General features: G+C 72.6%; 26 protein-coding genes, 1 pseudogene and 1 riboswitch. Of the genes and pseudogenes, 16 read left to right on the forward strand and 11 right to left on the reverse strand.

The annotated features are described in order from the left end of the window. The first annotated feature begins 119 nt into the window (after positions 1 to 119). The 4 genes from CW362_RS26700 (at position 120) to CW362_RS26715 (ending at position 4,020) form a co-directional block, all read left to right on the forward strand. Positions 120 to 1,289, forward strand: a complete 1,170-nt coding sequence (locus CW362_RS26700; protein ID WP_103552117.1) for an ArsA family ATPase — start codon at positions 120 to 122, stop codon at positions 1,287 to 1,289. 92 nt (positions 1,290 to 1,381) lie between these two features. After that, complete coding sequence (locus CW362_RS26705; protein ID WP_103552095.1) at positions 1,382 to 1,867, forward strand: DUF5304 domain-containing protein; 486 nt, start codon at positions 1,382 to 1,384, stop codon at positions 1,865 to 1,867. A 54-nt stretch (positions 1,868 to 1,921) separates the two neighbouring features. Continuing rightward, complete coding sequence (locus CW362_RS26710) at positions 1,922 to 2,875, forward strand: ROK family glucokinase (RefSeq protein ID WP_103552096.1); 954 nt, start codon at positions 1,922 to 1,924, stop codon at positions 2,873 to 2,875. 380 nt (positions 2,876 to 3,255) lie between these two features. Continuing rightward, positions 3,256 to 4,020 (forward strand): endonuclease/exonuclease/phosphatase family protein, encoded by a 765-nt coding sequence (locus CW362_RS26715; RefSeq protein ID WP_103552097.1) that lies wholly within the window; start codon positions 3,256 to 3,258, stop codon positions 4,018 to 4,020. Between the two features lie 72 nt (positions 4,021 to 4,092). On the opposite strand, the gene CW362_RS26720 is transcribed toward CW362_RS26715, so the two are convergent. Together CW362_RS26720 and CW362_RS26725 are read right to left on the reverse strand one after the other, a co-directional pair. Continuing rightward, positions 4,093 to 4,929, reverse strand: coding sequence for a hypothetical protein (locus tag CW362_RS26720; protein WP_103552098.1), 837 nt, complete (start codon positions 4,927 to 4,929; stop codon positions 4,093 to 4,095). Further along, positions 4,922 to 5,731, reverse strand: a complete 810-nt coding sequence (locus CW362_RS26725) for an alpha/beta hydrolase (RefSeq protein ID WP_103552099.1) — start codon at positions 5,729 to 5,731, stop codon at positions 4,922 to 4,924. Before CW362_RS26725 ends, CW362_RS26720 begins: the two co-directional genes overlap by 8 nt. Before the next feature lie 159 nt (positions 5,732 to 5,890). Here CW362_RS26725 and CW362_RS26730 point away from each other — a divergent pair, with 159 nt between their 5' ends. From CW362_RS26730 to CW362_RS26750, 5 genes are all read left to right on the forward strand, one after another. Further along, positions 5,891 to 6,790: a lysophospholipid acyltransferase family protein gene (locus CW362_RS26730; protein WP_240658063.1), complete on the forward strand. Its 900-nt coding sequence runs from the start codon at positions 5,891 to 5,893 to the stop codon at positions 6,788 to 6,790. Between the two features lie 89 nt (positions 6,791 to 6,879). After that, positions 6,880 to 8,103, forward strand: coding sequence for a MacS family sensor histidine kinase (macS, locus tag CW362_RS26735; protein ID WP_103552100.1), 1,224 nt, complete (start codon positions 6,880 to 6,882; stop codon positions 8,101 to 8,103). Positions 8,104 to 8,122: 19 nt separating this feature from the next. Then, entirely contained in the window at positions 8,123 to 8,809 is a 687-nt protein-coding gene (locus CW362_RS26740) for a response regulator (RefSeq protein WP_225860537.1), read from the forward strand. Positions 8,810 to 8,949: 140 nt separating this feature from the next. Beyond that, complete coding sequence (locus CW362_RS26745) at positions 8,950 to 9,978, forward strand: 6-phosphofructokinase (RefSeq protein ID WP_103552101.1); 1,029 nt, start codon at positions 8,950 to 8,952, stop codon at positions 9,976 to 9,978. Between the two features lie 81 nt (positions 9,979 to 10,059). Further along, positions 10,060 to 11,055, forward strand: coding sequence for a 2-hydroxyacid dehydrogenase (locus CW362_RS26750; RefSeq protein WP_103552102.1), 996 nt, complete (start codon positions 10,060 to 10,062; stop codon positions 11,053 to 11,055). Here CW362_RS26750 and CW362_RS26755 read toward each other — a convergent pair. Continuing rightward, positions 11,007 to 12,962, reverse strand: a complete 1,956-nt coding sequence (locus CW362_RS26755) for an anthranilate synthase family protein (protein ID WP_103552103.1) — start codon at positions 12,960 to 12,962, stop codon at positions 11,007 to 11,009. The genes CW362_RS26750 and CW362_RS26755 overlap by 49 nt on opposite strands. Positions 12,963 to 13,072: 110 nt before the next feature. Further along, positions 13,073 to 13,129, reverse strand: a complete 57-nt coding sequence (locus tag CW362_RS45705; protein WP_101392327.1) for a trp operon leader peptide — start codon at positions 13,127 to 13,129, stop codon at positions 13,073 to 13,075. A 125-nt stretch (positions 13,130 to 13,254) separates the two neighbouring features. On the opposite strand from CW362_RS45705, the gene CW362_RS26760 reads away from it, so the two are divergent. The 3 genes from CW362_RS26760 (at position 13,255) to CW362_RS26770 (ending at position 16,408) form a co-directional block, all read left to right on the forward strand. Further along, entirely contained in the window at positions 13,255 to 14,472 is a 1,218-nt protein-coding gene (locus CW362_RS26760; protein ID WP_103552104.1) for a glycoside hydrolase domain-containing protein, read from the forward strand. A 136-nt stretch (positions 14,473 to 14,608) separates the two neighbouring features. Next, positions 14,609 to 15,961: a class II 3-deoxy-7-phosphoheptulonate synthase gene (locus CW362_RS26765; protein WP_103552105.1), complete on the forward strand. Its 1,353-nt coding sequence runs from the start codon at positions 14,609 to 14,611 to the stop codon at positions 15,959 to 15,961. A 159-nt stretch (positions 15,962 to 16,120) separates the two neighbouring features. After that, complete coding sequence (locus CW362_RS26770; RefSeq protein WP_103552106.1) at positions 16,121 to 16,408, forward strand: (2Fe-2S)-binding protein; 288 nt, start codon at positions 16,121 to 16,123, stop codon at positions 16,406 to 16,408. A 28-nt stretch (positions 16,409 to 16,436) separates the two neighbouring features. On the opposite strand, the gene bfr is transcribed toward CW362_RS26770, so the two are convergent. Then, entirely contained in the window at positions 16,437 to 16,916 is a 480-nt protein-coding gene (gene bfr, locus CW362_RS26775; protein WP_103552107.1) for a bacterioferritin, read from the reverse strand. Positions 16,917 to 17,070: 154 nt separating this feature from the next. Here bfr and CW362_RS26780 point away from each other — a divergent pair, with 154 nt between their 5' ends. Next, complete coding sequence (locus CW362_RS26780) at positions 17,071 to 17,703, forward strand: sulfite oxidase-like oxidoreductase (protein WP_103552108.1); 633 nt, start codon at positions 17,071 to 17,073, stop codon at positions 17,701 to 17,703. A 52-nt stretch (positions 17,704 to 17,755) separates the two neighbouring features. On the opposite strand, the gene CW362_RS26785 is transcribed toward CW362_RS26780, so the two are convergent. From CW362_RS26785 to thiO, 6 genes are all read right to left on the reverse strand, one after another. After that, positions 17,756 to 18,268, reverse strand: coding sequence for a DUF4396 domain-containing protein (locus tag CW362_RS26785; RefSeq protein ID WP_103552109.1), 513 nt, complete (start codon positions 18,266 to 18,268; stop codon positions 17,756 to 17,758). Between the two features lie 96 nt (positions 18,269 to 18,364). Beyond that, entirely contained in the window at positions 18,365 to 19,234 is an 870-nt protein-coding gene (locus tag CW362_RS26790) for a deoxyribonuclease IV (RefSeq protein WP_103552110.1), read from the reverse strand. 140 nt (positions 19,235 to 19,374) lie between these two features. After that, positions 19,375 to 21,315 (reverse strand): Stk1 family PASTA domain-containing Ser/Thr kinase, encoded by a 1,941-nt coding sequence (gene pknB, locus CW362_RS26795; RefSeq protein ID WP_162684242.1) that lies wholly within the window; start codon positions 21,313 to 21,315, stop codon positions 19,375 to 19,377. Between the two features lie 362 nt (positions 21,316 to 21,677). Next, positions 21,678 to 22,472, reverse strand: a complete 795-nt coding sequence (locus tag CW362_RS26800) for a thiazole synthase (RefSeq protein ID WP_103552112.1) — start codon at positions 22,470 to 22,472, stop codon at positions 21,678 to 21,680. Positions 22,473 to 22,475: 3 nt separating this feature from the next. Then, the gene (gene thiS, locus CW362_RS26805; RefSeq protein ID WP_103552113.1) at positions 22,476 to 22,676 is read right to left on the reverse strand and encodes a sulfur carrier protein ThiS; all 201 of its coding nucleotides are present in this window, start codon (positions 22,674 to 22,676) and stop codon (positions 22,476 to 22,478) included. Further along, on the reverse strand, positions 22,673 to 23,839 hold the full coding sequence (thiO, locus tag CW362_RS26810) for a glycine oxidase ThiO (RefSeq protein ID WP_103552119.1): 1,167 nt from the start codon (positions 23,837 to 23,839) through the stop codon (positions 22,673 to 22,675). Before thiO ends, thiS begins: the two co-directional genes overlap by 4 nt. After that, positions 23,837 to 23,949, reverse strand: a riboswitch (TPP riboswitch). It overlaps the preceding gene by 3 nt. A gap of 51 nt (positions 23,950 to 24,000) precedes the next feature. Between thiO and CW362_RS26815 the strand changes: the two genes are divergently transcribed. The 3 genes and pseudogenes from CW362_RS26815 to CW362_RS26825 all read left to right on the forward strand — a co-directional run. Beyond that, positions 24,001 to 24,378, forward strand: a complete 378-nt coding sequence (locus tag CW362_RS26815; protein WP_103552114.1) for an avidin-fold protein — start codon at positions 24,001 to 24,003, stop codon at positions 24,376 to 24,378. Between the two features lie 32 nt (positions 24,379 to 24,410). Next, positions 24,411 to 25,649, forward strand: a complete 1,239-nt coding sequence (locus CW362_RS26820) for an NAD(P)/FAD-dependent oxidoreductase (RefSeq protein ID WP_103552115.1) — start codon at positions 24,411 to 24,413, stop codon at positions 25,647 to 25,649. A gap of 86 nt (positions 25,650 to 25,735) precedes the next feature. Continuing rightward, a pseudogene (locus CW362_RS26825) lies at positions 25,736 to 25,880 on the forward strand (Rv2175c family DNA-binding protein); the annotation flags it as partial.

A 25,880-nucleotide genomic window follows, 5' to 3' on the forward strand; every position in this document is an offset into this window, starting at 1 on the left:
CCACCGACGCTCACGCCTCACCCGACGGCGACGGGCTGATGCACCGGCACGGCCCCGACCCCCCACCGAACCGGAACCCGAGAACCGCAGAGGTCATCGCCCCGGTAGCGTTCACCCCCATGCGCACCATCCTGATCACCGGCCAAGGCGGCACAGGCCGTACCACCGTCGCCGCGGCCACCGCGCTGAAGGCGGCGGGGGAAGGCACCCGAACCCTGGTGCTCACCGCCGACCGCACCGACACCCTCGGCGCCGTCCTCGGCGTCCCCACCGGCCCGGACCCCGTGGAAGCCGCCCCCGGCCTCACCGCCTGGCGCCCCGACGCCGCCGCCCGCTTCCGCGACGACCTCACCGCCTTCCAGCGGCGCGCCACCACCGCCCTCGACCTCCTCGGCGCCTCCCGCCTGGACGCCGAGGAGGTCACCCCCCTCCCCGGCGCCGAGGAACTGGCCCTCCTGCGCGCCCTGCGCGACGCCGCCCTGTCGGACACGTACGACCTGCTCGTCGTGGACCTGCCCCCCACCCCCCAGGCCCTGGCCCTCCTCGCCCTGCCCGAGGAGCTCCGCCGCTATCTGCGCCGCCTGCTCCCGCCGGAGCGCCAGGCGGCCCGGGCCCTGCGTCCGGTCCTCGGGCGGCTCGCGGGCGTGCCCATGCCCGCGGAGTGGCTGTACGAGACCGCGGGACGCTGGGACGTCGAGCTGGCCGCCGTACAGGCGGTCGTCGAGGACCGCGCCACGACCGTACGGCTGGTGGCCGAGCCCGGACCGGCCGGCACGGACGCCGTCCGCACCGCCGCCACCGCGCTCGCCCTGCGAGGACTGCCCCTCGACACCCTCGTCGCCAACCGGGTCCTGCCCGGCGCCACCAACGACGCCTGGCTGGGAGCCCTCGCGGCCCAGCAGCGCAAGGCCCTGGACGAGTGGCGGGAGTCGTACGAGGTCCACGAGGTCCCGCACCGCGGCCACGACCCGCGCGGCACCGACGAGCTCGCCGCGCTTCCCGTGCCCGGCGTCAACACCGCGCCCACCCCGGTCGAGTGGCCCGTCACCGACCGTCTCGCCGACGACGGCGTGCTCGTGTGGCACATCCCGCTGCCCGGCGCGATACGCGACGAACTCGACCTCATCCGGCGCGGTGACGAACTCGTCGTCACCGTCGGCCAGTCCCGCAGGATCGTCCCGCTCCCGTCCGCGCTGCGCCGCTGCACGGTGGCCGGAGCGGCCCTGCGCGAGGGCGAGCTGCGCGTCCGTTTCACGCCGGATCCCGGGCTGTGGCCGCGCGAGAAGTGACCGTGCGCGACCCGGGACGCCGGGCACGGTGAACGGAGTACCCCCGTTCGGGTAACGTCGAAGGCACGAGACACGTAGGCAGGAGTCCCGCCATGAGCGAAGAGCGCCCCACATCCGACGCCGCTCAGGAGGAGACGGCCGACGAGGTGCGTGTCGAGGAGAAGCGCGCCACCGACGACGACGCCTGGGCGACGGCCTGCGCGGAGGACCTCGCCGCGGAGAAGGCCCGCCGCCGCGCCCAGCAGGGCCCGCCGCCCGGCTCGGCCGCCGAGGAACTGCGCAGACTCGTCGACGCCGTCGCCGACAAGCTCTCCGGGCTCCAGTCGCCGCTGTTCGGCGCGGCCGCCTCCGGCACCGCCCAGCAGATGGTCAACCAGGTCGTGCAGCAGGCCAGGGCCGCCGTGGAACCGGTGCTGGAGCGCAATCCCGAGGTCTTCGACCATCTCGCGGCCGCGGGCTCCGAACTGCTCGCCGCCTACCGTTCGGCCGTCGAGAACCAGGAGCGCCGCTGGACCACTCGGGGCACGGATTCCCGCGACGACGAGGCCGGTCCGGGCGAACACATCGACTTGGACTAATCGCCCCTCGGGTACGGTTGGCCGTAGCGGGGCTCGACCGAAACTGAGGGATTCATGGGACTCACCATCGGCGTCGATATCGGCGGCACGAAGATCGCGGCCGGTGTGGTCGACGAGGAAGGCAACATCCTCTCGACCCACAAGGTGCCGACCCCGAGCACGCCGCAGGCCATCGTGGACGCCATCGCCTCGGCCGTGGAGGGCGCGCGTGCCGGCCACGACATCGTCGGCGTCGGCATCGGTGCCGCCGGATATGTGAACCGCCAGCGTTCGACCGTCTACTTCGCGCCGAACATCGACTGGCGCAACGAACCGCTCAAGGCCGAGGTCGAGCGGCGTGTGGGCCTGCCGGTCGTCGTCGAGAACGACGCGAACGCGGCCGCCTGGGGCGAATACAAGTTCGGCGCGGGCAAGGGCCACCGCAACGTCATCTGCATCACCCTGGGCACGGGCCTCGGCGGCGGCATCATCATCGGCAACAAGCTGCGCCGCGGCCACTTCGGCGTGGCCGCCGAGTTCGGCCACATCCGGATGGTGCCGGACGGGCTGCTGTGCGGCTGCGGCTCGCAGGGCTGCTGGGAGCAGTACGCCTCCGGGCGCGCCCTCGTCCGTTACGCCAAGCAGCGCGCCAACGCCACCCCGGAGGCGGCGGAGGTCCTGCTGGGCCTCGGCGACGGCACTCCCGACGGCATCGAGGGCAAGCACATCTCCATGGCCGCCCGCCAGGGCGACCACGTCGCGGTGGACTCCTACCGCGAGCTGGCCCGCTGGGCCGGCGCGGGTCTGGCCGACCTCGCCTCGCTCTTCGACCCGTCCGCCTTCATCGTCGGCGGCGGCCTCTCGGACGAGGGCGAGCTGGTCCTCGACCCGATCCGCAAGTCGTACAAGCGCTGGCTGGTCGGCGGCAACTGGCGTCCGGTCGCCGACGTGATCGCCGCCCAGCTGGGCAACAAGGCGGGTCTCGTCGGAGCGGCGGACCTCGCCCGGGAGCCCGACCCGATCATGTAGGTCCCGCGCCTCTCGCACGGCAGCGCCCGCCGCACCGCACAGGACGGCGGGCGCCGCCGTGTCCGTACCCGCAGCGCCCGTCGGAACCTCGCGCCCCACCGGGCCGGCGCGCTTCCACGGAACTCCGGCCGTCAGCCGACTGCGTCGCGCCCGCACAGGAGGGCGCGCCCCTCGTACCCGCAGCGCCCGTCGGAACCGCGCGCCCCACCGGGCCGGCGCGCTTCCACGGAACTCCGGCCGCGCGCCGAGTGTGCTTCACCCGATCGAGGGGCCTCCGGTGCGCCGGAAGGAGCCCGCCCGCCTGCCCCGCGCCCCGCGGAGTCCGGGCCGTGTGTCCCTTCGGCCCTTCCGGCGGGCCTCCGGCGCGTATCTTGATCGCCATGCCGACCAGCTTCTCCGCCAGTCCGCTGCCCGTGTCCCGCACCGAAGCCGACGGTTCGGCCGTCGTCCGCGTGCTCAGCTACAACATCCGCTCGATGCGCGACGACACCGCGGCGCTCGCCCGGGTGATCAGCGCCTGCGCGCCGGACCTCGTCCTGGTCCAGGAGGCGCCGCGCTTCTTCCGCTGGCGCAAGAAGCTCGCGCGTCTCGCCGCCGCCTCGGATCTCGTCATCCTGTCCGGGGGCGCCACCGCCGCCGGGCCCGCGCTGCTGTGCACCCTGCGGGCCACCGTGGAGCGCACCGAGGACGTGCTGCTCCCGCTCACCCCGGGACAGCACCGACGGGGCTTCGCCACGGCGGTCGTGCGGTTCGGGGGCGCCCGGCTCGGCGTGCTGAGCTGCCACCTGTCGCTCCAGAAGGACGAGCGCCACGAGCAGAGCGGCATGCTCCTCGACCGCCTCGCCGGCCTCGGCACCCCGCACGCCGTCGCGGGCGGCGACCTCAACGAGAGCCCGACGGGACCGGCCTTCCGCCGGCTCGCGGACGCGCTCCAGGACGGCTTCGCGACCCGTCCCTGGGGCGGGGAGCACACCTGGACGTTCGCGGGGCCCGACCGGCGCATCGACGCGGTCTTCGCCACGCCCGGCATCGAGGTCCTCGGCTGCGGGGTGCCGCTCGCTCTCCCCGGCGTGAGCGGGGCGGACCTGAGGGCGGCCACGGACCACCTGCCCGTACTGGCCGCCCTCAGAGTGCCCGCGTCCTAGACGCTGCCGGACCGCCCCGCCGTACTTCCCGGCCGAGCCGCCCCACCGTGCTCCCGGCCGGGGCGGCCCTGGTCAGACCACCGCGCCGCGGCCCGGGTCGTCGTCGTCCTCGTCGTCGTCCTTCATGCGCGTCACCAGGGTGGCGAAGCCGCCGAGGAAGCCGCCGATGCCGAGGGTGGTGAGCCACCAGGTCATGTCCCAGCCGAGCAGGACGGCCAGCAGGAGCAGCGCGGGGCCGCCGAGCACGCCGAGCCAGGCGAACTTGGCGGTCGTGTCCGCGGCGGGCAGCGGAGGCGGCTCGGGCGGGACGAAGTGGCCCTCGTCGTCCTCGTCGAAGTCGTCCTCGGACGGCTCGGGCGCGCTGTAGTCCCGCGGGCCGCCGACACCGGGCGCGAAGCGGATCGAACTGCCGAGGGGCCTGACGGCGGAGGGCAGGTCGCCGGGGGAGGCCTCCGGCCCGGACCCTGCCGGGCCGTCTTCGCCCTTGCCCTTGCCTTTGCCCTCGCCCTCTCCCAAGGTCTCGGCTTCTCCCCCAGCCTTCGGCCGGGAGGGGCCCCCGGACCAGGGGGGACCCCCACCGTCCCCGGCGCTCCCGCCACCGGTGTCCGTCCCGGGCTCGGGGAGCGCCAGGTCCTCCACCGACCGGAACGGCCGCGAGCCGGGCGGGTCCGGCGGCTCCTCGCCGTACCCCTCGACGATCGACTTCCAGGCGGCTTCCTCGTCGAAGGGCACGCTCTGCCCGTCGTCGTCGGACTCCCCGCGGGCATCACCGGGAGACTCTCCGCGCGGCTCTCCCGCGGACTCGGTGAGCGCGTCGCCGAGTCCCTCGCCGCGGGCCCCGTCGAGCGGTTCGCCGACGGGGACGCCCTTCTCCTCGAAATCGCCGCGGTCCGCGTCGTGCTCAGCCACCGGCTGCCGTCCCTTCCTGCAAACCCACCTGACCGGCGTCGGCCTCCTTGCCGGCACCGGGCGCGAGCCGGGTGACGAAGGAGAGGCTCTCCTCGAAGATCCGGTCCGCGTCGTGGTCCAACGTCGCGACGTGGTAGCTCTGTTCCAGCACGATCTCCGTCACGTCCGTGGAGGACACCCGGCCGAGGACGCGGGCCGAGTCCGCGGGGGAGACCACGTGGTCCTGCAAGCTGTGCAGCAGCAGGAGCGGCTGGGTGACCTGCGGCAGCTCCGCGTCCACCACCCCGCACAGCCGGCGCATCGAGTGCGCGGCGTGCAGCGGCACCCGGTCGTAGCCGATCTCCTCGGAGCCCTCCTTCGCGATGTCGCTCTTGATGCCCTTGGTGGAGGGGACGAGGTGACGCAGCACGGGCAGTGCGTGCGCGGCCAGGCCCTGCACCTTGTTGAGCGGGTTGACGAGCACGACGCCGCTGATCTCGTCGCCGTGCCGGGCCGCGAGCCGCAGGGCCAGCGCGCCGCCCATCGAGAGCCCGAAGACGAACACCCGCGAGCAGCTCCCGCGCAGGGCGCGCAGCTCGCGGTCGACCTCCGCGTACCAGTCCTGCCAGCCGGTGACCTGCATGTCCTCCCAGCGGGTGCCGTGTCCCGGCAGCAGCGGCAGCGCGACGGTCAGACCGTGCTCGGCGAGGTACTCCGCCCAGGGGCGCAGCGACTGCGGGGAGCCGGTGAAACCGTGGCAGAGAAGGACGCCGACCTCTCCGCCCTCGTGGCGGAACGGCTCGGCTCCAGGAAGGACCGGCACCTCGGTCTCCTGTTCATGAGTTGGGCGGAAAACGACTCCGGGTGTGCTTCACCGTACGCGAGCGTACTGACACCGACCAGGGTCGTCGGGGCCTTTGACGCCGCTCCGGGTTAAGGTCTGATCTACGACACAGGAGGCACGCGGGTGATCTACGGCGCAATGAAGTTTTCCATCGGAGGGCCGCTGAAGCTCGCCTTCAGGCCCTGGGTGGAAGGCCTCGAGAACATCCCCGCCGAGGGCCCGGCCATTCTGGCGAGCAATCACCTCTCGTTCTCGGACTCGTTCTTCCTGCCGGCGGTCCTCGAACGCAAGGTGACCTTCATCGCGAAGGCGGAGTACTTCACGACGCCGGGCATCAAGGGCCGGATGACGGCCGCCTTCTTCAAGGGCGTCGGCCAGCTCCCGGTGGACCGTTCCGGCGCGCGCGGCGCGGGTGAGGCGGCCATCAAGAGCGGCATCGAGGTGATCGAGCGCGGTGAGCTGTTCGGCATCTACCCGGAGGGCACGCGCTCGCCCGACGGCCGCCTCTACCGCGGCAAGCCCGGTGGTCTCGCGCGCGTGGCCCTCGCCACCGGCGCGCCCGTCATCCCGGTCGCGATGATCGACACCGAGAAGATCCAGCCGCCGGGCAAGCTGATGCCCAAGCTGATGCGTCCGGGCATCCGCATCGGCAAGCCGCTGGACTTCAGCCGCTACAGCGGCATGGAGCACGACCGGTTCGTGCTCCGCGCGGTGACCGACGAGGTCATGTACGAGATCATGAAGCTCTCCGGCCAGGAGTACGTCGACATGTACGCGACGGCCGCCAAGCGGCAGATCGCGGAGGCGGCGAAGGCCGAGAAGGACGCCGAGAAGGCGGCGAGGGCGACCCTCGCCCAGGCGGAGAAGCAGGCGGCCAGGGAGCAGGCCGAAGCGCGGGACGCCGCGGCACGGACCGAGGGGCGGACCGGGGAGGGGACGGCCGGGGAACGGACCGGCGAGGATCCCGGGGAGCAGGCCTCCGAGGAGCAGGCCCCTGAGAAGCGGGCGGGGGAACAGACCGGTCCTGCGGCCGGTTAGGGGGCGGGGGGAATGCGGACCGGCCGGCAGGCAACGGTCCGGCTCCCGGGAGCGTCCGTAGGGACGTCGGCGGCGTGGGGTGGGGGGACATGGCCAAGCGCGAGAGAGTCATGAGGATGTCGGTCGAGCAGCCGCTGTGGCGCGCCCTGGCCGGGTACCGCGTTCTGACGGTGCTGTACGCGATCGGGCTCTTCGTCAGCGCGTACCACCGGTTCGACCGCCCGTGGGTGGCCGTCGCGTTCTTCGCGTTCCTGTTCGTCTGGACGCTGGCCACGCTCCCGAAGGTCTCCGGCGCGGCGAACTGCACCCGGCGGTTCCTCGCCGCCGACCTCACCGTCGCGCTGGCCGGCGTCCTGCTGACCCGCGTCGCCGACTCCGCCGCGCGCATCGAATCGGGCGGCCCGACCCTGCCGTCGATATGGACGGCGGGCGCCGTCCTGGCCTTCGCGATCAAGGGTGGCTGGCGGTGGGCCGCCTTCGCCTCCACGCTCGTCGCCGTGGCCAACCTCGTCGAGCGCGGCGCCCCGACCCGCGACACCGTGCACAACGTGATCCTCGTCTGGGTCGCCTCCATCGCCATCGGCTACGTCGTCGAGGTCGCCCGCGCCTCCGAGCGCACCCTCGCCCGAGCCCTGGAGATCGAGGCGGCCACCCGCGAACGCGAGCGCCTCGCCCGGGACATCCACGACGGTGTGCTCCAGGTCCTCGCCATGGTGCAGCGGCGGGGCAGCGCGCTCGGCGGCGAGGCGGCCGAGCTGGGCCGGATGGCCGGTGAGCAGGAGGTCGCGCTGCGCACGCTGGTGTCGGGCGGTCTGGTGCCCGTCTCACGGGTGTCGGAGGACGCGGCGCTCGGCGCGGTCGTACGGGCCGTGGACGAACCCGACGGCGAGGATCCCGAGGGCCCCCTCGACCTGCGCGCCCTGCTCGCCCCGTACGCCACCGCGCGGGTGACCCTCTCCGAGCCCGGCGCGGCGGTGCCGCTCGACCCGTCCGCCGCGCGGGAACTGGCGGCGGCCGTGGGCGCGGCCCTGGACAATGTCCGCAAGCACGTGGGCGCGGACGCCCGTGCCTGGATCCTGGTCGAGGACGAGCCGGACGTCGTGATCGTGACGGTGCGCGACGACGGCCCCGGCATCCCGGAGGGGCGGCTCGCCCAGGCCGAGGGCGAGGGCCGGCTCGGCGTGGCGCTCTCGATCCGCGGCCGGCTGCGCGAGCTGGGCGGTACGGCGGAGCTGGTCTCCGTCCCGGGACAGGGCACCGAGGTCGAGCTGAAGGTGCCGAAGGACGTGCGGGGCAAGGCGAGGACGCGATGACGAAGGCGACGGTAGGGCGATGACGGGCGGGACGACGGGGGAGACCCCCATCAAGGTCATGGTGGTGGACGACCACCCCATGTGGCGTGACGCCGTGGCCCGTGACCTGGCGGCCGCCGGGTTCGACGTGGTCGCGACCGCGGGCGACGGGGAGCAGGCCGTGCGCCGCGCGCTGGCGGCGGCGCCCGACGTCCTCGTCCTCGACCTGAACCTGCCCGCCAAGCCGGGGGTCCAGGTCTGCAAGGAACTGGTCGGCGCCGACCAGTCCCTGCGCGTCCTGGTCCTGTCGGCCAGCGGCGAGCACGCCGACGTGCTGGAGGCGGTGAAGTCCGGCGCGACCGGCTACCTCCTGAAGTCGGCGTCCGCGGAGGAGCTGACCGACGCGGTGCGCCGGACGGCCGTCGGCGACCCGGTGTTCACGCCGGGCCTCGCGGGACTGGTCCTCGGCGAGTACCGCCGGCTGGCCTCGGAACCCGTCACCGCCACGGGCGCCGACGAGCCGAGGGCCCCGCAGCTGACCGACCGTGAGACGGAGGTGCTGCGCCTGGTCGCCAAGGGCCTGAGCTACAAGCAGATCGCCGAACGCCTGGTCATCTCCCACCGCACCGTCCAGAACCACGTGCAGAACACCCTGGGCAAGCTCCAACTGCACAACCGCGTCGAACTGGTCCGCTACGCCATAGAGCGCGGACTGGACGGGGCGTGATCGCCGCGAACGCCGTCTTTCGGGTGATCTATTGATCAACTCCCGACAATTCACCGGAACGGCCCGTCCGCACCATGCCGAAGTGACCTGGATCACTATTAGCGTGAGTCCGACAGCCAATCGTGGCGAAGGGACTTTCCATGCGGGTCGGAGTACTGACCGGAGGCGGCGACTGCCCCGGGCTCAACGCCGTCATCCGGGGCATCGTCCGCAAGGGCGTGCAGGAGTACGGCTATGACTTCGTCGGTTACCGGGACGGCTGGCGGGGGCCGCTCGAGGGCGACACCATGCGGCTCGACATCCCCGCCGTGCGCGGGATCCTGCCGCGCGGCGGCACCATCATCGGATCCTCGCGCACCAACCCCCTCAAGCACGAGAACGGCATCCGCCGGATCAAGGAGAACCTCGCCAAGCAGGAGGTCGACGCCCTCGTCGCGATCGGCGGCGAGGACACCCTGGGCGTCGCCGCCCGGCTCGGCGACGAGTACGGCATCGACATCGTCGGCGTGCCGAAGACCATCGACAACGACCTCTCCGCCACCGACTACACCTTCGGCTTCGACACGGCGGTCAACATCGCGACCGAGGCCATCGACCGCCTGCACACCACCGCCGAGTCGCACATGCGCGTCCTCGTCTGCGAGGTGATGGGCCGCCACGCGGGCTGGATCGCCCTCCACTCGGGCCTGGCCGGCGGAGCGAACGTCGTCCTCATCCCCGAGCAGCGTTTCGACGTCGACCAGGTCTGCGCCTGGGTGACCTCGCGCTTCAAGGCGTCGTACGCGCCGATCGTCGTCGTCGCCGAGGGCGCCATGCCCAAGGACGGCGACATGGTCCTCAAGGACGGCAGCCTGGACTCCTTCGGGCACGTTCGGCTCTCCGGCGTCGGCGAGTGGCTGGCCAAGGAGATCGAGCGGCGCACCGGCAAGGAGGCCCGCACCACGGTCCTCGGGCACGTCCAGCGCGGCGGGACGCCCAGCGCCTTCGACCGCTGGCTCGCCACCCGCTTCGGACTGCACGCCATCGAGGCCGTCCGTGACGGTGACTTCGGCAAGATGGTGGCCCTGCGCGGCACGGACATCGTCCGCGTCCCGATCGCGGAGGCCACCGCCAGGCTGAAGACGGTGGACCCCGGTCTGTACGCGGAGGCGGGGGTTTTCTTCGGCTGACGGCGGAGCCGCGGCACCGCTCGAGCGGCCGCTGGGGTACGGGCCGTATATTCGGCCCGTACCCCAGCACGGGAGAGACCGGTGGAGATCCTGGCGTTCGGCGTCCAGTCCGACGAGAAGCCCCTGATCGAGAAGGCCTTCGAGGGACGCCACGAGGTCCGCTGCCTCGACGTCTTCCTCACCGAGGACACCGCGCCCATCGCGGCCGGCTACGAGGTGGTGTCCACCAGCGTCAACTGCGCCCTGGGACACCGCGTCCTACAGACCCTGGCGACCGGCGGCACCCAGCTCGTCGCCCAGCGCTCCACCGGGTTCAACAACATCGACCTGGAGGTCGCGGAGCGCCTCGGCATGACGGTCGCCAGGGTCTCGTCCTACTCGCCGTACTCGGTCGCCGAGTTCGCCTGGACCCTCGGCATGGCCGTCAACCGCCGTATCGTGCGCGCCGCCAACCGCACCCGCGACTTCGACTTCCGCCTCGAAGGCCTGATGGGCCGGGACATGCACGGCCGCACCGCGGGGATCGTCGGCACCGGGAAGATCGGCGAGGCCTTCGCCAGGATCGCCCACGGTTTCGGCATGAGGCTGCTCGGCTGGGACGTCGCCGAGAACCCGGCGTGCGTCGGACTCGGCATGGAGTACGTCTCCAGGGAACGCCTCCTCGCCGAGTCCGACATCGTCACCCTGCACGTCCCGCTGATGCCGGAGACCCAGCACCTCATCGACGCCGAGGCCCTGCGCCTGATGAAGGACGACGCGATCCTGGTGAACTCCAGCCGCGGCGGCCTCATCGACAGCCAGGCCCTCGTCGCCCAGCTGCGCGAGGGCCGCTTCACGGGCGTCGGCCTCGACGTGTACGAGGCGGAGGCCGGGCTCTTCTTCCTCGACAAGTCCCTCGAGACCGTCGAGGACGACACCCTGGCCCGTCTGGTCACCTTCCCGAACGTCCTGGTCACCTCGCACCAGGCGTACTACACCCGGGACGCGGTCGGCCAGATCGTCGACGCCACCGCGGCCAACGTCCTCGACTACACCGAGGGCCGCCGCTCGGAGAACGTGCTCGTGCCCCGCAGCTGACCCGTCAGCTCCCGCACCACGGCCGCCCCGTTCAGCGTCAGCACCGACTCCGGGTGGAACTGCACGCCCGCGAACCCGGGGCCGCGCAGCGCGTGCACCTCGCCGTTCGCGGCCCGGCTGACCTCGACACCGTGCGCCGACAGCTCCGCCAGCGCCTCGTCGTCGCAGCGCGCCGCGAAACTGTTGTAGAAGCCGACGGTCTCGGGCCGCCCGAAGAGGTCGATGCGGGTCTGCGCGCCCTGGTACGGCACGTCCTTGCGCACGATCTCAAGACCCAGCTCGGCCGCGATCAGTTCGTGCCCGAGGCAGACGCCGAGGACGCCGTGCCGGTGCTCCCGCAGCACATCGGCCGTCAGGGCGCGCAGGAAACGCATCTTGGGGTCCGCCGCGTCCGAGGGATCGCCGGGACCGGGGCCGAGGACGACCGGGCCCTCGTGCGCGAGCACCGCCTCGCGCAGCCCCGGCCTGTCGTAGCGGCGCACCGTCACCTCCAGGCCGGAGGAGCGCAGCACGTGCGCGAGCATCGCGGTGAAGGTGTCCTCGGCGTCCACGACCAGCGCGTGCCCGGTCAGGTCACGGGACCGCTCCTGCATCCGCAGCCAGAACGGCGCCAGCGAGGCCCGCCGCCCGTCCAACGACGCCCGCACCCGCGGATCGTCGCCGAGCCGGGGCCGGACGCCGTCCGGGCGCGGCCGGCCGGGCCGCACCCCGAGCGCCGCCAGCACACCCGCCGCCTTGGCGTGCGTCTCGGCGACCTCGCCCGCCGGATCCGATCCCCGGACGAGGGTGGCGCCGACCGGCACCCGCAGCCGGCCCTCCGCGTCGATGTCGGCGGTGCGGATGAGGATGGGGGAGTCGAGGGTCTGCGCCCCGGGGCCGCCGTCCGGCCCGTCCTCCGGCTGCCGCCCGACCAGCGCCAGCGCGCCCGCGTAGTAGCCGCGCCCGCCGACCTCGTGACGCTCGATGACCCGGCAGGCGTTCTGCACGGGCGAGCCGGTGACGGTCGCCGCGAACATGGTCTCCCGGAGCACGTCGCGCACGTCCAGCGAGGAGCGGCCCCGCAGCTCGTACTCGGTGTGCGCGAGGTGGGCCATCTCCTTGAGCCGCGGTCCGATCACCACCCCGCCCATGTCCCCGACCGTGCACATCATCTTGAGTTCCTCGTCGACGACCATCGAGAGCTCCTCGATCTCCTTGCCGTCGGCGAGGAACGCGAGCAGGTCCTCGGGCGTCGGCCCCCCGGCCGGGTAGCGGTACGTCCCGCTGATCGGGTTCATCACGACCGTCCCGGCGGACATCCGCACGTGCACCTCGGGGCTCGCCCCGACCAGGGTCCGCCCACCCGTCCCCCGCCCCCGCCCTTCCGAGGAAGGCCCTTCGGGCCCTTGCTCATTTCCGGTGTGCACGACGAACGTCCAGTACGCGCCGCGCTCGCCGACCAGCAGCCGGCGGAACAGCGCCAGGGCGTCGGCCCGTCCGAACCCCGGGATCCGGCCCTCGTACGTCCGCCGGATCACGAAGTTGGCGCCCTCGCCGCGCCCGATCTCCTCGCGCAGCACCCGCTCGACGATCCCGGAGTACTCCTCGTCGCCGACGTCGAAGCCGCCGCCCTCGACCCGCACGTCGTGGTCCGGCAGCTCCTCCAGCGCCCGGGCGAGCGGCAGTTCATGGCGTTCCTCGGGGACGAGCACCGCGAGCGGGGTGCCGTCGTCACGGACGTCGAAGCCGCGCTCGCGGATCTGCCGGAACGGGATCAGCGCGAGGGCTTCGTCGGGGATGTCGGCGAGGCGTTCCACCTCGCGCACCGGCCCCAGCAGCAGTTCGACCACGTCGTGGTCGCGGCCCGGGGTGCGGCGGCGCAGCAGGGCGAAGGGACGGGGATCGTCCAACAGGTCGAGCAGGTTCACGGGTGCGGTCCTTCTCTCGGATCGTGCATCTCGGAGAGGAACGACCCGGGTCCGCAAACACCGAAGGCCGCCCCTCGGGCGGCCTTCGCGAAGTCTTCGTCAACGCGCAGTCAGTGGGCCGCCGGATGAGCGGTCCACCACCAGTTCTGGTTCGAATGCGCGAACATGCGCCGCACCTTACCCGACGGTGAGGGGCGGGCAACAGCGTGAAACGGTCCCGCGGGGCGTTCCGACCGTCCGGTCACCGGCCATGGATGGCCAGACAGCCCGAACGCACCGAGAAACGAGAACCATGCACGCAGCCCGTTCGTCCCAGACCCGCAGGGCCGGAGCCCGCGCCCTGACCGTGCTCCTCGCGGCGTCAGCCCTCGCCGCCGGAGCGCTCGTCCCCGCGAGCTCGGCGCCGCGCCGGAGCGGCTCCGAGGACGTGACCCAGGTCGCCTACCGCGGTCACGTCTTCGCCGTGCCCGACTCCTGGCGGGTCGTGGACCTGAAGAAGCACCCCGACACCTGCGTCCGCTTCGACCGGCACGCCGTCTACCTCGGCACGCCGGGCCCCGACCAGAACTGCCCGGCCAGGGCCAGCGGCCGTACCGAGGCGCTCCTGGTCCAGCCCGCCTCCGCGGCCCCCAGGGCCGTCACCGAGAACCCGACGGCCCGCACCTACCGGGCCACCGCCGACCGCATCGCCGTCACCGCCACCTACGGCTACGACCGCGCCCGCATCCAGGACGTCCTGCGCGGCGCCGGACTGCCCGTCGCCGCCGCGCGGCGCGAGGGGCCCGCCGAACAGCGCGCGGCGGACCCGCTGCCCACCGACGCGACCTCCTTCCGCGGCGAGGGCTTCGACACCTGCGCCGCCCCGAGCCGGTCGGCGATGGATGCCTGGCGCGACGACTCCCCGTACGGCGCCGTCGGCGTCTACATCGGCGGCATCAACCGCGCCTGCGCCCAGCAGAACCTGACCGCCGACTGGGTGCGCGCGCAGTACACGCGCGGCTGGCGGTTCTTCCCGCTGTACGTCGGCCGGCAGCCCTCCTCCGACGGCGGCAGCTGCGGGGGCGGCTGCTCGGCGATCACCAGCCCGGTGCCGCAGGGCACCGCGGGCGCCGACGACGCCGTCAAGCAGGCCGCCGCGCTGGGCTTCGGCAAGGGCTCGGTGATCTATCTCGACCTGGAGCACTACGAGCCCGGAGGCAAGGTGACCGACTCGGTGCTCGCCTACCTCCAGGCCTACACCGTGCGCCTGCACGCGCTCGGCTACCGCTCCGGCGCCTACGGCAACACCTCCTCGCTGGTGTCCGACCTGATCGCCAACAAGAGCACCGTCACCCTGCCCGACGTGATCCACTTCGCCCGCTGGAACCGTGTGTCGAGCACGTCCGACTCCTCGATCCCCTCGACGCTGTGGGCGAAGCACCAGCGCGTCCACCAGTACGTGGGCGACACGACCGAGACCCACGGCGGGGTGCGGATCTCCATCGACCGCGACCGCCTCGACGTGGACTAGGACTCCCGTTCCCCTCTCCGGGCGGGCGCCGTGACCGGTCGTGCGGCCGCCCGGGGAGTCACCGATCGAGCGGGGTTCGTCTCACTTGATGGGCATGTGAACGGGACGCCCGACACGACCCCGTAATGTTGTCCGGGTGACCGTGAACGCTAAGTCCAGCGCGAGCGCTGGCAACACCTGGCGAGACCTGCCCGCGGCGCAGCAGCCCGAGTACCCCGATGCCGAGGCTCTGCGCGATGTGATCGCGGACCTCGAGTCGTATCCGCCGCTCGTCTTCGCGGGCGAGTGCGACCAGCTGCGCGCCCGGATGGCGTCCGTCGCCAAGGGAGAGGCGTTCCTTCTCCAGGGCGGCGACTGCGCCGAGGCCTTCGACGCCGTGTCGGCCGACCACATCCGCAACAAGCTCAAGACGCTGCTCCAGATGGGCGCCGTCCTCACGTACGCCGCCTCGGTGCCGGTGGTGAAGGTCGGCCGGATCGCCGGCCAGTACTCCAAGCCGCGCTCCAAGGGCACCGAGACCCGTGACGGCGTGACCCTGCCGACCTACCGGGGCGACTCGGTCAACGGCTTCGACTTCAACGAGAAGGCCCGTATCCCGGACCCCGAGCGCCTGAAGCGGATGTACAACGCGTCCGCCTCCACGCTCAACCTGGTCCGCGCCTTCACCACCGGCGGTTACGCCGACCTGCGCCAGGTGCACGCCTGGAACCAGGACTTCGTGAAGTCGTCCCCGTCCGGCCAGCGCTACGAGCAGCTCGCGCGTGAGATCGACAACGCGATGAACTTCATGCGGGCCTGCGGCACCGACCCGGAGGAGTTCAAGACCGTCGAGTTCTACGCCTCCCACGAGGCGCTGCTCCTCGACTACGAGTCGGCCCTGACCCGCGTCGACTCGCGCACGGGCAATCTGTACGACGTCTCGGGCCACATGGTGTGGATCGGCGAGCGCACCCGTCAGCTCGACGGGGCGCACATCGAGTTCGCGTCGAAGATCCGCAACCCCGTCGGGATCAAGCTGGGCCCGACGACGACGGCCGAGGAGGCGTTGCAGTACATCGAGCGCCTCGACCCGGACCGCGAGCCGGGCCGGCTCACCTTCATCGTGCGCATGGGCGCGGACAAGGTCCGCGACAAGCTGCCCGAGCTGGTCGAGAAGGTCACCGCCTCCGGCGCGACCGTGGCCTGGGTGACCGACCCGATGCACGGCAACACCTTCGAGGCGGCCTCGGGTCACAAGACCCGCCGCTTCGACGACGTGCTCGACGAGGTCAAGGGCTTCTTCGAGGTCCACAAGGGCCTCGGCACGCACCCGGGCGGCATCCACGTCGAGCTCACCGGTGACGACGTCACCGAGTGCGTGGGCGGCGGCGACGAGATCTTCGTCGACGACCTGCACCAGCGCTACGAGACGGCCTGCGACCCCCGTCTGAACCGCAGCCAGTCCCTCGACCTGGCCTTCCTCGTCGCCGAGATGTACCGCGACCAGTAGCAGATCAACAGGCGCGATGCCTGTTACGGACGCCTGAAGTGGGGCGCGGATCACATGCGATCCGCGCCCCACGCCACTTTTGTGGTTTCTGTGCGACGGGTAAGGTTAGGTTAGCCTCACCGATCATCGGGACGGCACGACCAGCGATTCCGGCGGGAGGTGAACCGCGTGTACGTGTGCAGTTGCTTCGGGATCACCGAGCAGCAGGTGAAGAAGCATGCGGAGGACGGCGCCTGTACTCCTCGGCAGATAGCCTCGGCCTCCAAGGCGGGTACGGACTGCGGTTCGTGCGTGCGCCGGATCCAGGCACTGCTGGGCAGGGGCTCGTGCCCGCGCCGCGACCTGGCCGACCGGGGCATGCCGGTGCTCTCCGAGGTCCTCGGGCAGGCCGAGGCCGATCGGCGCGAGGCCGCCGGCCACGGGATCTCCGGGCGCGAGGCCGCGTGACCCTCCGGCTGCCCGGTCCCGCGTCCGCCTAGCTCTCCGGCTGCTCGACGAGCTGTGCGATGTAGAGCGCCTCGCCGAGCTTCTCGACCAGTTCCAGCTGGGTGTCCAGGTAGTCGATGTGGTGCTCCTCGTCCGCGAGGATCGACTCGAAGATGTTCGCGGACGTGATGTCGCCCTTCGTGCGCATCACCTCGATCCCGCGCTTGAGGCGGTCGATCGCCTCGACCTCCACCTGTCGGTCGGCCTGGAACATCTCGGTGACGGTCTGCCCCACCCGGACGTGGAAGAGCCGCTGGTAGTTCGGCAGTCCGTCCAGGAAGAGGATGCGGTCGGTGAGCACCTCCGCGTGCTTCATCTCGTCGAACGACTCGTGCCGCGTGTACTTGGCGAGCTTCGTCCAGCCGAAGTTCTCCTGCATCTTCGCGTGCAGGAAGTACTGGTTGATCGCGGTCAGCTCGGCGGTCAGCTGCTCGTTGAGGAATTCGATGACCTCGGGGTCGCCCTGCATCGCAGAGGCTCCTTCCAAGCGGGTACTGGGCAGATTGCGCCGCATCTTTGCACCGGTGTCCAGGAGCGTCCAGTAAGTGCATGCTTACTCCGAGTTGTCCGGATCGGGACCGCGCTGGTCACGGGCACCGTTCCGGGTCTGTCAGGATGGAGTCATGGGTCAGCCGGTGGAGCGCGAATCTGGAGAAACGGCGCAGCCGGAGCTTCCGCCGGGGCAGCGGCTCCAGCGCGGCTGGCCGGTCACCCACTACGGGCCCGTCCCCAAGTTCCGCCCCGAGCGCTGGGAATTCAGGGTTTTCGGGGCCACCGCCGACGGCGGGAAGCAGTGCTGGAGCCACGACGAGTTCACCGCCCTCCCGTACGCCTCCGTCGTCGCCGATCTGCACTGCGTCACGAAGTTCAGCATGCTCGGGGCCGAATGGGGTGGCGTCCGCGCCCGTACGATCCTGGAGGCGGCCCCTCCCGCGCCCGCCGTCACCCATGTGATGGTCTGGGCCGAGTACGGGTTCAGCTCGAACCTGCGCCTCGCGGACTTCGCCTCCGAGCGCGCCATCTTCGCCACCCACAAGGACGGCGAACTCCTCACCGCCGAGCACGGCTTCCCGGTGCGCCTGGTCGTGCCCCATCTGTACGCCTGGAAGGGCCCCAAGTGGGTCCGCGGCATCGAGTACATGACCGCCGACCGCCGCGGCTTCTGGGAGGAGCGCGGCTACCACAACGTCGGTGACCCCTGGCGCGAGCAGCGCTACTCCTACCAGGAGGAACCCGGGGACGGTCCCGAACTCTGACCTCCGGCCCGAGGGTCGGCGCGTCCGTCCCCGGTGTCCGCCTCCCGGCGGGTCAGTGGTGGTACCGGTGCACCACGGCGTGCCCCCTGCCCCGGCCGATCGTCCACTTGTTGACCGGCGTCGTCACCGCGAAGGCCACGGCGAGCGAGATCAGCAGCGAGCCCCAGAACAGCAGGTCGTCCAGCTGTGCGTCCATGGCGTCCGGCCACAGCACGATCACGCCGTTGTCGATCAGCTCCATGACCGCGATGGACAGGGTGTCCGCGGCCAGCGCCACCCGGACGGCGGTGCGGAGGTCCACGCCCGCCGCGAGCACCCCGCGCAGGGTGAGCGAGTAGCCGAAGAGGAAGGCCAGTACGACCGCCAGGACCGTCGTCGGCAGGTTCCCCCATCCGAGCGCCGTGCCCACGACCATGCCGAGCACCTCGCCGACGGCACAGCCGGTGAGGCAGTGCAGGGTGGCCAGGGCGGCCATGGACCAGCCGGCCCCGGCCGGCCGGTGGTGACGGGCGTGCGGGTCCGTCTGTGCGTGCGGGTCCGTGTGCGCGTGTCCCTCGTGCTGCATGAGATCCCCCAGGGCCGAGTCGCGGTTCCTTCGCACAGAAGGAACCGTATACCCCCCTGGGGTATTCCAGAAGGGGGTGCGGGACCCGTCGCGGGACTATCCCTCGCGCAGTTTCTTCAGCCGCTCCACGTCCGCCGCGTGCCCTTCCTTGCCGCCGGGCGTCTCGATGATCAGCGGTACGCCCTCCGTGGCGGGATGTGTCATCAGGGCGCGGAACGGGTCCTCGCCGATGTGCCCGGAGCCGATGTTCTCGTGGCGGTCCTTGTGCGCGCCGACCACGTCCTTGGAGTCGTTGGCGTGGATCAGCTTCAGCCGCCCCTCGCCGACGGTGTCGACCAGGGAGTCGAGGGTCTGGTGCATACCGCTCGGTCCGGTCAGGTCGTGGCCCGCCGCGAAGATGTGGCAGGTGTCGAGGCAGACGCCCAGCTTGGGGTGCGCGTCCAGGGCCTCGAAGTAGGGGCCGAAGTCCCAGGTGCGCGAGCAGAGGGAGGAGCCCTGGCCGGCCGTCGACTCCAGCAGGAGGAACGGGTCGTCGTCATGGGTCAGTTCGTCCAGCAGCGGCAGCAGACGGTCGCGCACCTGCTTCAGGGCGACGGAGCGGTCCCGGCCGCCGGTGGCGCTCCCGGTGTGCACGACCACCCCCAGGGCGCCGATCTCCCGCCCGCGCCGCAGCGAGTGCCGCAGCGACTCCACCGACTTCTCGGCCGTCGCCTCGGTGTGCGAGCCGAAGTTGATCAGATACGGGGCGTGGACGTACGCGGGGATCGACCCGGCGGCGCAGGCGGCGCGGAAGTCCTCGTCCTGCTGCGGGTTCCCGGCGGGCGTCGCCCAGCCGCGCGGGTTGGCGACGAAGACCTGGACGGTCTCGGCCGCGAGGTCGCGGGCGTAGGCCAGGCCGACGGAGCTGAGGCCGCCGGCCACGGGGACGTGGCCGCCGACGGGGTTGCGGAGCTGCTTGCTGGTCACACCCGCCAGGGTGTCACGCGCCGCCGGGCGCCCCGCGGGCGGACCTGTGCGCGGACCCGCGGGCGGACCCCGCGGGGAGCGCGGCCTCCGGGCGGCTGCCCGGCCGGAGGCCCGGCGTCACCGCGGCCCCAAGACCCCGCTCAGCGGATCTGGATGGTTATCTTCGAGCCCTTGGGCGCCATGTCGCCGCCGTCCACCGACTGCTTCTTGACCGTGTCGCCGAAGAGCCCGAGCAGCCCGCGGTCCTCGTCGACCTCGAACCCGGCGCCCTCCAGCGCCTTCTTGGCGTCGTCCACGCTGTCGCCCACGACGTCCGGGACCTCGACCATCTCCGGACCCTTGGAGAGGGTCAGCGTCACCGTGTCGCCCGTGGCGGCCTCGCGGCCGGCGGCCGGCGACTGCCGGGCGACCTGGCCCTTGTCGAACTCCGACTCGACCCGCTCCGCGGCGATCTTCACCTTCAGGCCCGCGCCCTCCAGCTGTGCGGTGGCGTCCTCGACCGACGAGCCGGTCACGTCGGGCAGTTCCACCGGGGCGCCCTTGCTCACCACGATCGCGATCGCCGAACCCGTGTGCCGCTCGGTGCCTGCGGCCGGCTCCGTGCCGATCACGAAGCCCTTGGTCACGTCCTGGCTGAACTCGCGCGTGACCATGCCCGGGACGAGCCCGTCGCCCTTGAGCACCTCCTTCGCCTTGAACAGCGCGAGGCCCTGGAGGTCGGGCACCTTCACCGTCTGGGGGCCGTCGGAGACGGTCAGGGTCACCGAGTCGTTGTCGCGGATCCGCTCGCCGACACCCGGGTCGGTGCTGATGACCGTGCCGCGCTTCACGGTGTCGCTGTAGGCGTGCTTGACCCGCTTGACGTCGAGACCGGCGTGCTGGAGCTGGTCCCTGGCCTGCTGCTCCGTCTTCGCCAGGACGGGCGGGACCTTGGTGAACTGGCCCGAGTTGATGTACCAGACACCGGCGCCGAGGCCGAGGACCAGCACGATCGCGGCGATCACCAGCAGCATCCCGCGCCGCGGCCGCGCGCCCGGGGCCTGCTGCGACACGACCGGCGCGGTGGTGAACGGGCTGCTCTGCTCGAACCGGCTGGTCCGGTCGACGGAGCCGTCGTCCTCGTTCACGGGCAGCAGGCGGGGGACGGACAGCGAGCGCGGGATCACGCTCGTACGGTCGTCGGCGTTGTCGTGGCTCACGGACAGGGCGCCCGGCGGCACCGCGTCGAGCTGCTCGGCGGTGAGACCGGCCCGCGCCTCGAGGACCTGGCCGAGCAGCGCCACCGCGTCGGCCGGGCGGAGCTCGGGATCGCGGGCCGCTGCCCCGGTGACCAGCTCGTCCAGGGCGCGCGCCATGCCCGGCACGGCGGCCGAGGGGGGCGGCACGTCCTCGTGGAGGTGCTGGTAGAGGACCTGGGCGGGGGAGTCGGCGGTGTGCGGCTTGGCGCCGGTGAGCATTTCGTGGAGGACGACTCCGCAGGCGTAGACGTCGACCCGGGTGTCGGAGGTGCCGTGCTCGATCTGCTCGGGGGCGAGGTACGACACGGTGCCGAGGACGGCGCCCGTCGTGCTGGTCACCGTGTCCACGGCGCGGACGAGGCCGAAGTCCGCGACCTTGACCCGGCCGTCGTCCCCTATCAGGACGTTCTCCGGCTTCATGTCGCGGTGCACGAACCCGGCGCGGTGGGCCGCGCCGAGCGCGGCGAGCACCGGCTCCAGGATGTCGAGCGCGGCCCGGGGTTGCAGGGCGCCGCGCTCGCGCAGCACGTCGCGCAGGGTGCACCCGGCGATGTACTCCATGGCCAGGTAGACGTACGACCCGTCCGCCCCCTGGTCGAAGACCTGCACCACGTTGGGGTGCGCCAGCCGGGCCACCGACTTGGCCTCGCGGATGAACCGCTCGACGAACGAGGCGTCGGCGGCCAGCGTCGGGTGCATCACCTTGAGCGCGAGCACGCGGTCGAGGCGGGTGTCCAGGGCCCTGTAGACCGTGGCCATCCCGCCGACCGCGATCCGTGCCTCGACGCGATAGCGGCCGTCGAGCACGTGTCCGACAAGCGGGTCCTGAAGGGTCGTATCCACGCAGGTGAGTCTACGAGCCGTCACTGTCACGGCGCCCCGTTCGGCCGGTACGGGGGCCCGACTGCAGCCGAGCTGTGACGCGCACCGCGTGGACGGAGGTCCGTTCGTCGTACAGATGTCCGATCGGACCCCGTCCGTCACCGCAAGGCCACAATGCGACAACCTCCGACGGCGGCGGAACGGCCCGCGGGCGACGGCGTCCACCGGCCCGGGGCCCTCCCGCGACCCGAAGCGCACGTCGTACGGGGGCGCGCTCGGGGGCGCACGGACACTTCACCCCGTCGCGCCCGCCGGCGACGGACCCGCCCGCGCCCGGCCCGACGCGGACGCCCGGCCGAAAACCGACGGCTGCGGACCGGCGGTCAGAACGCCGGACGCTCGGGATCCAGCGCCGCCATGCCCTCCACGGGGGAGGACGCCGTCGCGAAGTGCCGCCGCGGAATGCGCCCCGCCCGCCGTGCCAGACGCCCCGCCTCCACCGCGTGCCGCATGGCCTCCGCCATCAGCACGGGCTCCTGCGCCCGCGTCACCGCCGAGGCGAGCATCACCCCCGCGCATCCCAGCTCCATCGCGAGCGCGGCGTCCGACGCCGTGCCCGCCCCCGCGTCCAGGATCACCGGCACGCGCGCGTGCTCGACGATCAGCTCGAAGTTGTGCGGGTTGCGGATGCCGAGCCCCGAGCCGATGGGCGAGCCGAGCGGCATGATCGCCGCGCAGCCGACGTCCTCCAGCTTCCGCGCCAGCACCGGGTCGTCGTTCGTGTACGGCAGCACGGTGAAGCCGTCGTCGACCAGCGTCTCCGCCGCGTCGAGCAGCTCGATCGGGTCGGGCAGCAGCGTGCGCTCGTCGGCGATGACCTCCAGCTTGACCAGATCGGTGCCCAGCGCCTCGCGCGCCAGACGGGCCGTCAGCACGGCCTCCCCCGCGGTGTAGCAGCCGGCCGTGTTCGGCAGGACGCGGATGTCCAGCCTGTCGAGCACCGACAGGACCGAGCCGTGCACGGACGCGTCCACGCGCCGCATCGCGACCGTCGTCAGCTGCGTGCCGGACGCCACCAGGGAGCGCTCCAGCACGTCGAGACTGGGCGCGCCGCCCGTCCCCATGATCAGCCGGGACGCGTAGGCCGTACCGCCGAGGACGAAGGGGTCGTCTGCCATGGGTCAGCCTCCCTGGACGGCGGTGAGGACTTCGACGCGGTCGCCCTCGCGGAGCGCGGTGGACGACCACTGCGCGCGCGGGACGACGGTCTCGTTCAGGGCGGCGGCCACCCCGGACGGTGCCGGGGTGAGGGTCGCGACGAGCGCGTCGAGAGCGGTTCCCGCGGCGATCCGCCGCCGCTCCCCGTTGACGACGACGTTCATACGGGCAGCTCCGTGCGGGCCGTGGCGCCGAAGCGCAGGGGAGTGAAGGGGCGGGCCTCGGCGGGGAGTTCGCCCGTGGTCAGGACGTGGGCCATCACGTCGCCGGTCACCGGCGTCAGGAGCACCCCGTTGCGGTGGTGGCCGGTGGCCAGCAGCAGTCCGTCCAGTGCGCTCGGGCCGAGCAGCGGCGCGTTGTCGGGCGAGCCGGGACGCAGCCCCGCGCGGGTCTCCGTGAGCGGCAGCTCCGTGATCCCGGGGACCAGTTCGTGGGCGTCGCGCAGCAGTTCGTACACGCCGCCCGCCGTCACGGTGGTGTCCCAGCCCAGCTCCTCGCTGGTCGCGCCCACCACGAGCTCGCCGTTCTCGCGCGGCACCAGGTAGACGTGGCTGCCGCGCACCACGGCCCGCACGGTGCGGTTCAGGAAGGGCGCGTACCGCCGCGGCACGGTCAGCCGCAGCACCTGCCCCTTGACCGGGCGCACCGGCGGCACGACGTCGTCCGGGACGCCCGCCAGACGCCCGCTGAGGCTGCCCCCGGCGAGCACCACCCGGTCCGCGTCCAGCCCGGTGCCCTCCGTGGTGACCACCCCGGTGGCCCGCTCGCGGGCGACGCTCAGCCGCTCCGCCCAGGTCCGGTGCACCACCACCCCGGCCCGCTCGCACGCGGTGACCAGGGCCGCGGCGAGGCGCCGCGGGTCGATCTGGTGGTCGCCGTCCACCCGCAGCCCCCCGCGCACGCCGGGCGCGAGCATCGGCTCCAGACGGCGGCACTCGCGGCCGCTCAGCCACTGCGACTCCAGCCCCGACCGGACCTGGAGCGCGTGCAGTTCCCGCAGGTGGGCGCGGTCGTCGGCGTCCAGCGCGACGGCCAGTGTGCCGTTCCGGCGGTAGCCGAGGTCGTGGCCGGTGGTCTCGGTGAGCTCGGCGGCGAAGTCCGGATAACGGCGCGCGGAGGCGAGGTTGAGGCCCAGCAGGGTCTCCTCGCCGAAGTGCAGTTCGGTGACGGCGGCGAGCATCCCCGCCGCGACCTGGGCGGCCCCGCCGCCCGGCTCGGGGTCCACGAGCGCGGTGGTGAACCCGCGCTGCGCGGCCCGCCAGGCCGTCACCAGACCGATGATCCCGCCCCCGACGACGAGGACGTCCGACGAACGTGCAGACGGCATGGGCGTCCAGCCCCTCCCTTCGCCGGCATGACCCGGATCAGGTTCGTACGGTCGGAGGCCGCCCAGCCTCCCTCTCAGCCCGGTGCGTCCGGGCTCCCGCGAGTGCTTTACGTTGGCCACCCTAGCCCGCCCCCGTCCGTCTCAGTAAGGGAGCCTCGCCCATGGCACGACCGCTCGACGGCCTCGTCCTCGTCCCCGTCGCCGACCAGGCCCCCGGCCAGGTGGGCACCGGCACCCGGTTCGCGTACCACGAGGAGGACGGCGTGGTCTGGGCCGACTACGCGGGCGGCGACGTCGTCCGCGGACACCTCGTGGGAACCCGCGAGGGCGACCGCCTCGACTTCCGGTACGTGCAGCTCAGGCGCGACGGGACCACCGCGTCGGGCCACTGCGTGTCCCTCGTCGTGGAACTGCCCGACGGCCGCGTGCGGCTGGAGGAGACCTGGACGTGGGAATCGCAGCCGGGATCCGGGACGAGCGTGGTGGAGGAACCGCACGGGACCCGTCGTGTGGACCAGGTCACCGAGCACGTCCGCTGACTGACGCATTGTCACGCGCCTATGGTGATCAGGTGAGCGATCAGACGCAGGCACAGTCTCAGGCGCAGGGGCCCACGGCACGGCGGGTCGTCGTGGTGGGCGCGGGCATGGCCGGGGTGCAGACCGCTGTCGCCCTGCGCGAACAGGGCTTCACCGGCACCGTCACGCTGATCGGCGCGGAGCCGCATCAGCCCTACGACCGGCCACCGCTCTCCAAGGCCGTCCTGCTGGGCAAGGCCGAGGGCTCCGCCTTCGACGTCGACTTCGAGGCCCTGGACATCGACCTCAGGCTGGGCAGCGAGGCGCTCGGCGTGCGCCCCGGCGACCACGAACTGGACACGGCCGCGGGACCCGTCCCGTACGACGTCCTGGTCGTCGCCACCGGCGCCGAACCGATCCGGCTCCCCGGCGCCGAGGGCGTGCCCGGGGTGCATCTGCTGCGCACCCTGGACGACGCCGACCGGCTGCGTCCCGTCCTCGCCCGGCAGCACGACATCGTGGTGGTCGGCGCGGGCTGGATCGGCGCCGAGTTCGCCACCGCGGCGCGCGAGGCGGGCTGCGCGGTGACCGTCGTCGAGGCCGCCGACCGGCCGCTCGCCGGAGCGCTGCCCGCCGAGGTGGCCGCCCCGATGACCGCCTGGTACGCGGACAGCGGGGCCTCGCTGCGCACCGGCGCGCGCGTGGAGCGGATCGAACCCGGCGCGGTGGTTCTGGACGACGGCTCCCGGGTGCCCGCCGACGCCGTGGTCGTCGGGATCGGCGCGCGGCCCGCGACCGCCTGGATCGCCGGCTCCGGCATCGAACTCGGCGCGCACCGCGAGATCGTCGCCGACGACCACCTGCGCACCTCCCTGCCGGACGTCTACGCGGTGGGCGACTGCGCCTCCTTCCCCTCGGGACGCTACGAGGAGCGCCTGCTCGTCCACCACTGGGACAACGCCCTCCAGGGCCCGCGCACGGTCGCCCTGAACATCGTCGGCCAGACGCCCGCCGCCTACGACCCCGTGCCGTACTTCTGGTCGGAGCAGTTCGGCCGGTTCGTGCAGTACGTCGGCCACCACACGCCCGCCGACACCCTGGTGTGGCGCGGGGACCCCTCGGGCGCCTCCTGGTCGGTGTGCTGGCTGCGCGAGGCGCGGCTCGTCGCCCTCCTGGCGGTGGGCCGCCCGCGGGACCTCGCCCAGGGCCGCCGGCTGATCGAGGCGGGCGCCGCCATGGACCCGGAGCTGCTCGCGGACCCGTCGAGGCCGCTGAAGGGCGCCACGGTCTGATCCGCCTCCCCTCCGTCTCCCCCTTCCGCCCCCGGGTCGGACGCCCTCGGCTTCCGGCTGTCGGTCCGGGATGGCAGGCTTGTCCCGTGACCGAGATTGACGCAAAGACCGATGCTCTCGTCCCCGCCTGGCTCACCCTCCCCGACATCGCCGAACAGCTCGGCGTCGAGGTGACGCGCGTCCGGCAGCTGGTCAAGGAGGGCCAGCTGATCGCCGTACGCCGTGGTGAGA

The sequence above is a fragment of the Streptomyces populi genome (assembly GCF_002911015.1).
Classification (GTDB): Bacteria; Actinomycetota; Actinomycetes; order Streptomycetales; family Streptomycetaceae; genus Streptomyces; species Streptomyces populi.

Coding starts and splice junctions, on each gene's coding strand:
- CW362_RS26700 (WP_103552117.1), top strand. CDS start 120: ATGCGCACCATCCTGATCACCGGCCAAGGCGGCACAGGCCGTACCACC.
- CW362_RS26705 (WP_103552095.1), top strand. CDS start 1,382: ATGAGCGAAGAGCGCCCCACATCCGACGCCGCTCAGGAGGAGACGGCC.
- CW362_RS26710 (WP_103552096.1), top strand. CDS start 1,922: ATGGGACTCACCATCGGCGTCGATATCGGCGGCACGAAGATCGCGGCC.
- CW362_RS26715 (WP_103552097.1), top strand. CDS start 3,256: ATGCCGACCAGCTTCTCCGCCAGTCCGCTGCCCGTGTCCCGCACCGAA.
- CW362_RS26730 (WP_240658063.1), top strand. CDS start 5,891: ATGAAGTTTTCCATCGGAGGGCCGCTGAAGCTCGCCTTCAGGCCCTGG.
- macS (WP_103552100.1), top strand. CDS start 6,880: ATGGCCAAGCGCGAGAGAGTCATGAGGATGTCGGTCGAGCAGCCGCTG.
- CW362_RS26740 (WP_225860537.1), top strand. CDS start 8,123: ATGACGGGCGGGACGACGGGGGAGACCCCCATCAAGGTCATGGTGGTG.
- CW362_RS26745 (WP_103552101.1), top strand. CDS start 8,950: ATGCGGGTCGGAGTACTGACCGGAGGCGGCGACTGCCCCGGGCTCAAC.
- CW362_RS26760 (WP_103552104.1), top strand. CDS start 13,255: ATGCACGCAGCCCGTTCGTCCCAGACCCGCAGGGCCGGAGCCCGCGCC.
- bfr (WP_103552107.1), bottom strand. CDS start 16,916: ATGCAGGGCGACCCCGAGGTCATCGAATTCCTCAACGAGCAGCTGACC.
- CW362_RS26780 (WP_103552108.1), top strand. CDS start 17,071: ATGGGTCAGCCGGTGGAGCGCGAATCTGGAGAAACGGCGCAGCCGGAG.
- CW362_RS26785 (WP_103552109.1), bottom strand. CDS start 18,268: ATGCAGCACGAGGGACACGCGCACACGGACCCGCACGCACAGACGGAC.
- CW362_RS26800 (WP_103552112.1), bottom strand. CDS start 22,472: ATGGCAGACGACCCCTTCGTCCTCGGCGGTACGGCCTACGCGTCCCGG.
- thiS (WP_103552113.1), bottom strand. CDS start 22,676: ATGAACGTCGTCGTCAACGGGGAGCGGCGGCGGATCGCCGCGGGAACC.
- thiO (WP_103552119.1), bottom strand. CDS start 23,839: ATGCCGTCTGCACGTTCGTCGGACGTCCTCGTCGTCGGGGGCGGGATC.
- CW362_RS26815 (WP_103552114.1), top strand. CDS start 24,001: ATGGCACGACCGCTCGACGGCCTCGTCCTCGTCCCCGTCGCCGACCAG.